General features: G+C 69.7%; 6 protein-coding genes and 2 pseudogenes. 3 read left to right on the top strand and 5 right to left on the bottom strand.

The window, feature by feature from the left end; all coding sequences use genetic code 11:
• Positions 1 to 312 precede the first annotated feature (312 nt).
• Positions 313 to 1,923, top strand: coding sequence for an autotransporter outer membrane beta-barrel domain-containing protein (locus ACPC54_RS39210; protein WP_498972015.1), 1,611 nt, complete (start codon positions 313 to 315; stop codon positions 1,921 to 1,923).
• Positions 1,924 to 2,007: 84 nt separating this feature from the next.
• On the opposite strand, the gene ACPC54_RS39205 is transcribed toward ACPC54_RS39210, so the two are convergent.
• Positions 2,008 to 2,547, bottom strand: coding sequence for a hypothetical protein (locus ACPC54_RS39205; protein ID WP_498972013.1), 540 nt, complete (start codon positions 2,545 to 2,547; stop codon positions 2,008 to 2,010).
• 473 nt (positions 2,548 to 3,020) lie between these two features.
• On the opposite strand from ACPC54_RS39205, the pseudogene ACPC54_RS39200 reads away from it, so the two are divergent.
• A pseudogene (locus ACPC54_RS39200) lies at positions 3,021 to 3,365 on the top strand (transposase); the annotation flags it as partial.
• Between the two features lie 78 nt (positions 3,366 to 3,443).
• Here the strand turns inward: ACPC54_RS39200 and ACPC54_RS39195 are convergent.
• Together ACPC54_RS39195 and ACPC54_RS39190 are read right to left on the bottom strand one after the other, a co-directional pair.
• Positions 3,444 to 4,499: a COG1361 family protein gene (locus ACPC54_RS39195; protein WP_498972011.1), complete on the bottom strand. Its 1,056-nt coding sequence runs from the start codon at positions 4,497 to 4,499 to the stop codon at positions 3,444 to 3,446.
• Positions 4,500 to 4,530: 31 nt separating this feature from the next.
• The gene (locus ACPC54_RS39190) at positions 4,531 to 5,085 is read right to left on the bottom strand and encodes a hypothetical protein (RefSeq protein WP_498972008.1); all 555 of its coding nucleotides are present in this window, start codon (positions 5,083 to 5,085) and stop codon (positions 4,531 to 4,533) included.
• A gap of 449 nt (positions 5,086 to 5,534) precedes the next feature.
• Between ACPC54_RS39190 and ACPC54_RS39185 the strand changes: the two genes are divergently transcribed.
• A complete protein-coding gene (locus ACPC54_RS39185) occupies positions 5,535 to 6,659 on the top strand; it encodes a Vgb family protein (protein ID WP_498972006.1) in 1,125 nt (374 codons plus the stop codon).
• A 230-nt stretch (positions 6,660 to 6,889) separates the two neighbouring features.
• Here the strand turns inward: ACPC54_RS39185 and ACPC54_RS39180 are convergent, their stop codons facing one another.
• Both ACPC54_RS39180 and ACPC54_RS39175 read right to left on the bottom strand, forming a co-directional pair.
• Positions 6,890 to 7,102 (bottom strand): hypothetical protein, encoded by a 213-nt coding sequence (locus ACPC54_RS39180; protein WP_498972004.1) that lies wholly within the window; start codon positions 7,100 to 7,102, stop codon positions 6,890 to 6,892.
• Between the two features lie 197 nt (positions 7,103 to 7,299).
• Positions 7,300 to 7,383: pseudogene (locus tag ACPC54_RS39175) on the bottom strand (transposase); the annotation flags it as partial.

Below are 7,383 nucleotides of genomic sequence, written 5' to 3'. Positions count from 1 at the left end.
CCGGGCCGGCCTCGTCGATATGAACGTTTCGGCACGGAACCACGACCGACCGATCGTGGTTCCGTGCCGTGGAGTGCAGCAGCCCTGCCTCCCCACAGTCGGCTGCCGACCTTGTCCCAGCACCACCGCGAACCACTCCGACCAGGGCAAAACGGCTGGGATACTCCTGGTGCTACAGGGATGGATCTTGGTGCGCGGGTGCAGCGGGCCGATCCGCCGTGAGTGCGCGAAGTCAGGCTGGCGGTGGGGTGACGGCGGAGGATCTTGCGGTCCTGGATGCCGAGTTCGGGGCGGTGTGTGCGACTCCAAGTGATGCAGAAGCCCGACACGCTGAACCGGCATCACTTCGTGCAGGAACCTACGTCCAGAATGAGGTATTTGCTACGTTTCGGAGCCGTACTGAGGACGGTGGACGTGATGGCAGGACTCGCCGCTGGACGCTCAGGCATTGATCGGGTGGGCGCTGACCGACGTGTGGACAACGGCCAGGGGCCGGACGGCGCGCCGGTGTGCCGTCCTGGCGTGCCCCGGGTCCTGCGGTTCGGCCGTCCGGTCGCGAGCGAACACGGTCGCACGCGCGGACGACGCCGTCCGTCACGCGTGCTCTTTGCCATGGTCCTTGTCCTCACGTCCGCGCTGACCTGGGTCGTGACCGGCCCGTCCGACGCCGCCCGGGCCGCGACCGCGTGTACGGCGAGCCTGTGCGTCCTCAACCCGAGTGCCGCGGACGCCCTGTACGTCCATCCCGGCAGCGTCCAGGTCACCGGCAATATCCTGGTCAACTCGACGAACACGCAGGCCGCGCTCGTCAGTGGCAGTACCTCGGTCATCGCGAACGGGGGTACCATCGGCGGCCCGGCGGCACCGGCCGGCTTCGCCACCGCGAGCGGCGGCTCGTACAGCCCGACCCCGACCAACCAGCCCGCCGGCACCGACCCCTACGCCGCCCTGGCCCAGTGCCCGGCCGCGTCGGCCTGTCCTTCGACACCGACCCCGCCGTTTCCCTCGGTCAACCACGTCGCGGGGAACCAGACGATCAGCCCGGGCGTGTACTCCAGCATCTCGTCCCTGTCCGGCACGCTCACCCTCAACCCGGGCACGTACGTCATCACCGGCACCACCGGCATGACGATTTCCGGCGGGAAGCTGAACGGCACCGGAGTGACGATCTACCTCGGCTGCCCCTCCTATCCGACCGCGTGCGCGGCGGGCACCAGTGGTGCGGCCTTCACCGACCAGACCGGAGGCAAGACCACCCTCAGTGCCCCGACCGCGGGGGCCTTCAACGGCTTCTCGATCATCGCCGACCGCAACAACACGGCGGGGGTCGCGGTCTCGGGAAGCGGCACGTGGATCACCGGCGGCGGCGTGATCTACACCGCCGCCGGGAAGCTGACGGCCTCGTCCGGAGGCAAGGCCAGCTTCACCGGCGCGGTCGTGGACACCGTCGAGACCAATGGCAGCAACAGCTCCCAGATCACCGTCATTCCGACCACGGGCACACTGTCGATCAGCGTGCCGGCCACCACGGGCCTGGGCACCGCGGCGCCCGGCGGCACCCTCAGCGCGGCCCTCGGCACGTTGACCGTCACGGACGGGCGGGGACTGGCCACCAGCACGTGGACGGCGACGGTGTCCGCCACGAACTTCACCACCGGCGGCGCCACGGCGGCCGAGACGATCACCACCTCGAACGACTCCTACTGGTCCGGACCCGCGACGAACACGAACGGAACCGTGACGGCCACCCCGGGCCAGAGCACCGCCTCCTCCGCACAGTCGCTCGGCAGTTCGAGGACTGCCTTCACCTCCTCCGGCAACGGGAACAACTCCACGAGCTGGGCCCCCACGCTCGTGGTCAACGTCCCCGCCGCCGCGGTGCGCGGCACCTACACGGGCACCGTGACCCACTCCGTCGCCTGATGCCGCCATCCCCTGCCGGTGAACGCACGCGGGCTCGCCTGGTTCAGCGGGACATCCGCGGTCGTGGGCCACAGGCCGGCTGGGCTACGCGATCGAATGTGTCACCGTCCCGGTGTAGGTGCCGTTCACCGCGCTGGCGGGGATCGCGACGACGAGCGTGGGGTTCCACGTCGCGGAGTTGTTGCCGGTGCCCCCGGTGAGGCTGTAGGCGGTGCGGCTGACGTTGAGGCTCTGGGCCTGGGCCGCCGTGGCCTGGCCGGGCGTGAAGACGCCCAGGCCGGTGGTGGAGCTCGCGGTCCCCGACCAGTAGGAGACCGCGCTGGCCGGGACCGTCTCCGCGGTCGTGCCGCCGCCCGTCTTGAAGCTGGTGGAGATCGCGGACGCGGTCCAGGCGGCCGTGAGCAGAGCTCGGTCGTCGGTGACCGTGACATTGCCCAGTTGTCCGCTGACGGAGTTTCCGGGCGGTCCGCTCCCCAGGCCTGCCGGGCCGGCGGGGACCGAGATCGTTAACGAACCAGCCGAGACGGAGAACGTGACCGTCGTGTCTCCGGGTGCGGCGCCGGCCACACCGGCGTTGGCGACAACCATCGCGGCCGCGGCGGCCACGGAATATCGGATACGCATGGGTTCTCCTTTGTCGTCCAGGCCCGGAACGGCAACCGTCCGGGCGACGCGCACTGCGGCGAGTGGCCGAGCCGGCTATTGGTCCGTGCGTACTGAGCCTGCGTCAACGATCAGACTCAGTCCTCGTCGGCTCCTCTGGCGGGCTGGGCCCCGAGACCGCGCGTCTGGTCAGGGAGGCGGCCCTGGGGCCTAAAGTCATAAGATAGTGATGGTGCATGTAATGCCTCCCGGGACACTCCACCCGAGTCGCCAGGTCACCCGATGAGTGGCTCCCGGTCTCACCGGAAGACCTGCGTCAGTGTCGAGTGCAGCGACGTCGCGAACAGCCTCGGCTTGACGTTCAACGTCCGCCTTCGAACAAGCAGACCCGATGATCACTCGTCCGGGTGTTCCGGAGACGGTGATACGGCCTTCGCGCGATCCTGAACTCGACCAAGAGGTACCGGACTTGATGCGAAGGCCGTAGGGGCGTGGTGGAACCGGGCGTGCTGTGCGATCTGTTCGCGGAACTGTCACGCTTCCGGGGGGGCTTCTACGACTGCCTGACCGGGCGGCGCGACGCGCGCTGTTCGAGCTGACCGACGCGGTGCTGTGCACCGACCAGTGCGGACGGCCGCCTCGTGCTCGCGGTGGACGTATCCCCGTGGCTGCGGCCGGATGCCGGGACCTGCCCGGACCGCGCGTACTGCCACGCCTACGGCCGCGGCGACGCCAAGCACCGGATGATCCCCGACCGGCCGTACTCCCTCGTCGCCGCGCTGGAGGCCGGCCGCGCATCGTGGCCGGCGGTCCTGGACACCGTACGACTGGAGCCCGGCGCCGGCCTGGCACCGTGACCCACTCCGTCGCCTGATATCGCCGTCCCCGGCAGACGGACCCATGCGGACCCGTCTGCTTCAGCGCACCCGCCTGCGGCGAACCACCCAGCCGCAGGCGGCCAGGAGGCAGACGGCCGACACGCCCGCGGCCATGCCCGGCGTCAGCGCGAGGGAGTCCGCCGTGTCCGGTGCGACCGACGCCCCGGCTTGGGAGTCGCCGGGAAAGGTGACGGTGGCCGTGGCGGTGTGTTGGACCAGACCGCTGGCCAGTGTGAGGTGGACCTTCCACGGTCCGTTGGGAAGCCGCCTGTCCAGGGGGACGGTCACAGGCTCGGTCTGGTCGATGCCGAGGGTGGTGCCGAGGTTCACCGTGTAGGGACCGGCGCTGAGAGATCCCGGCCCGTCGGTCATCGACATCGATCCGGACAGGTCGAGGGCACGCTTGCCGGTGTTGTGGACCTTGGCCGTCAACTTCGGCGTGCCGTCGGGTGCGCGCCCGGGAGTCAGCTCCTCGATCCGGAAGTCGGACGGCGGCTCGCCTCCGGGACCGACGTCGAGGTAGATCCGCACGCCCACGCGATTGACCAGGCGGACGTTCCCGGTCGGGCCGGAATGGCCCGCGACCTGCGCCCAGAGGACCGCGTACCGTTCGCCGGCGGACGCGTTCGACGGCACCTGAACGCCGACGCGGACCACGGCCGTGCCGTGTGCCGGGACGTCGCGCACGGCGGTGGCCGGCGGCGTGGACGGCCGAGTGCCCGATGTACCGCAGTCCGTCGTCTTGCTGGACACATCCGCGTCCGAGACGCAGTCGTCCACCGAGACCCAGGTCGTGAGCTCGTTGGGGGTGCGATCGGCGTCGACGGTGAAGGTGCCGCTGTTGACGGCGGCGGAGCCCGCGTAGAGATCGACGCGCTGGGCGACGTCGGAGGTGTTCGTCACCAGCAGCCGACGGTGGATGACGCTGCCGGGCGCGAGGTGGTCCACGACGTACATGAGCGCGCGCGGGTCGGACTCACGGTCCCGGGGCGCGTCGAGCAACTTGAGGCCGATGCTCCCCTCAGTGGTGGGAGGCTGCGTCTGGCCTTGGCCCTCGGCTGCGGCGGTGCTCGCGCCGAAGACCAACGCGAGCACCGCTACGGTCGCACACCACAGGCCGGCTGGGCTACGCGATCGAATGTGTCACCGTCCCGGTGTAGGTGCCGTTCACCGCGCTGGCGGGGATCGCGACGACGAGCGTGGGGTTCCACGTTGCGGAGTTGTTGCCGGTGCCTGCGGTGAGGCTGTAGGCGGTGCGGCTGACGTTGAGGCTCTGGGCCTGGGCCGCCGTGGCCTGGCCGGGCGTGAAGACGCCCAGGCCGGTGGTGGAGCTCGCGGTCCCCGACCAGTAGGAGATCGCGCTGGTCGGGACCGTCTCCGGAGCCGTGCCGCCGCCGGTCGTGAAGCTGGTGGAGATCGCGGACGCGGTCCAGGCGGCCGTGAGCAGAGCTCGGGAGTCGGTGACCGTGACATTGCCCAGTTGTCCGCTGACGGAGTTTCCGGGCAGTCCGCTCCCCAGACCCACCGGACCGGCGGGAACCGAGATCGCTAACGAACCACCCGAGACGGAGAACGTGACCGCCGTGTCTCCGGGTGCGGCGCCGGCCACTCCGGCGGTGGCGACAACCATCGCGGCCGCGGCCGCGGCGGCTATGGAGGATATGGAATATCGGATACGCATGGGCTCTCCTTCGTCGTCCAAGCCCGGAACAGCAACCGTCCCCGGTATCGCCCCGGTGACGACCCCCAGTGATATCCGTACACGCACGAAGCTAAACGCTATTACTCCATCTGGTCGAACGCGACCATGAAAGAGAGCCCGGCCGGGGCGGGCCGGGAAGCGAACGCATCATCGGCAGTCAGTAAGGATTTGCGAAATGCAGTCAGATGATACGTGCATCAATGGACCATAAAAGGAAGCCCCGTGACTTCCGCTCCATCGTTTGTTTTTGACGCCGGTTCAGTGGGGAGTGTACGTCCGCAGCGTGACCGCGAAAGCGATGTCGCCCTGAGCCGCGTGTCGCGGTACCGGACGACTGCCTCGCCTCTCTCCTCTACAGGCCCGACGCCGGTGACGTGTGTGTCGTTCCGGCGCCCCGGCCCTCGCCACGTTCTCCGGGAAGGTGTCTCATGTCCCGCCGTCCTGGCCGCCTCCGGCGGCTCTATCGTGCGCTCGTCGTCCTGGCCCTCACGGCCGCTGTCGGAGCCCCCGGCACCGTCGCCTTCGGCCAGTCCCCGCACCACCACCCTGGATCCCACCTGCGCCCGTGGGCGAAGTCCTGCGTCCAGCACCGGGGGCCGGCGGGGCTCGTGGGCTGCCTCGCGAGCAAGCACCCCCAGGCGGGGGCATCGCGGCCCCGCCTGCTGACCCCCACGATCAGCGAACTGGCGACACCCACCGCCAACGCGGCCCCGGTCGGCATCACCGCCGGGCCGGACAGCGCCCTGTGGTTCACCGAGAACTCCGCCAACGCGATCGGGCGCGTCACCACGGGCGGCACGTTCACCGAGTATTCGGTGCCCACCACCAACGCGGGCCCGGCCGGGATCGTCACCGGGCCGGACGGCGCCCTGTGGTTCGCCGAGTCGAACGTCGACAAGATCGGCCGGATCACCACCGGCGGCACCTTCACCGAGTACGCGCTCCCGACCTCCGGCGCCTACCCGTGGGGCATCACGGTCGGATCGGACGGCAACCTCTGGTTCGCGGAGCCGGGCGCCGACAACATCGGCCAGATCACCACCGGCGGCACGGTCACCGAGTACGCGCTGCCGACCTCCGGCGCCTACCCGCTGAGCATCACGGCCGGGCCGGACGGCGCCCTGTGGTTCACCGAAGTACTGTCCGGAAGCATCGGCCAGATCACCACCGGCGGCACGGTCACCGAGTACGCGGTCCCCTCACTGGCCTCACTGCCCATCGGCATCACCGCGGGACCGGACGGCAACCTCTGGTTCACGGACGCCGGAGCGGCGCAGATCGGACAGGTCACCACCGCGGGCGTGTTCACCGGCTACGACCTCACGGATGCCCTCTTCCCGTTCCCGTGGGGCATCACCGCAGGGCCGGACGGCGCCCTGTGGTTCACCGAGAACGCCGGCAACGACATCGGCCAGATCACGACCTCGGGAACGATCTCCGAGGTGTCGATCCCGACCTCCGGCTCGAACCCGCTGGAGATCGCCACCGGATCCGACGGCAACCTCTGGTTCACCGAGAACTCCGCCAGCCAGATCGGGGTCGTCACTCCCTGACAGGACCGCCGGGGTGAACAGCCACCCCGCCGAGCCACCCCGCCTCCCGCCACCTCGACGGGAGGCGGGGTCGCCCGGCAGTCCGCCGGGTCGGCGTCGACCGGACCGGTGCGCCATGGGCTGCTCCAGCCGTAGATCGTGATCTTCATGGCTGGGCGGCTGCCTGCCGCAGCGTCACGTCGCCAGCGCGAGCCGCGTGCGCGGGCTCGGTGCCGTCACCGGCAGTGCGATCAGCGGAGTCGGCGCGCGAGGTCGTGGACCGGGCTGATCAGCGTGGCCAGCAGGAGGTGGATCTCGTCGTAGGTCAAGGGGATCAGGTCGTCGGGCTCCGGATGACGATGGCCTTCGGCGATTGCGGTGACGGCCAGGATGGCGTGGGCGAACATCGTGAGCGCGACCCGCCGATGCCAGGAGGTCCAACGAGAAACCTGGTGCTCGTCCACGCCGCTCAGGCCCTTGCCGGCTTGGACGATGTCGAGCCGGCATGAGTTCGGCTGAAAAAGCCCTCCCCCGTGGCCGCGGTGCCTCACGACCCTGGAAAGGCCGTCCAGACGGGCGGCGACGCATGAGTACCGGAGGGATGTATGCGCCATCTGTTCCGGGTGCCGGTCATCGCCACGACCGCACTACTAGTGCCGCATCAGGCAACGTTCGCCCTGGTGACGACTTCGCGTAGTCGTTCGTCGGCGGCGTGCTTGTTCCGCCAGATGATGTAGCGGCGGAT

The organism is Kitasatospora sp. NPDC094028 (assembly GCF_049543595.1).
Taxonomy (GTDB): Bacteria; Actinomycetota; Actinomycetes; order Streptomycetales; family Streptomycetaceae; genus Kitasatospora.
Note: the sequence above shows the minus strand (reverse complement) of the source record. Positions and strands in the feature narration are given on the sequence as shown.

Coding starts and splice junctions, on each gene's coding strand:
- ACPC54_RS39205 (WP_498972013.1), bottom strand. CDS start 2,547: ATGCGTATCCGATATTCCGTGGCCGCCGCGGCCGCGATGGTTGTCGCC.
- ACPC54_RS39190 (WP_498972008.1), bottom strand. CDS start 5,085: ATGCGTATCCGATATTCCATATCCTCCATAGCCGCCGCGGCCGCGGCC.
- ACPC54_RS39185 (WP_498972006.1), top strand. CDS start 5,535: ATGTCCCGCCGTCCTGGCCGCCTCCGGCGGCTCTATCGTGCGCTCGTC.
- ACPC54_RS39210 (WP_498972015.1), top strand. CDS start 313: ATGCAGAAGCCCGACACGCTGAACCGGCATCACTTCGTGCAGGAACCT.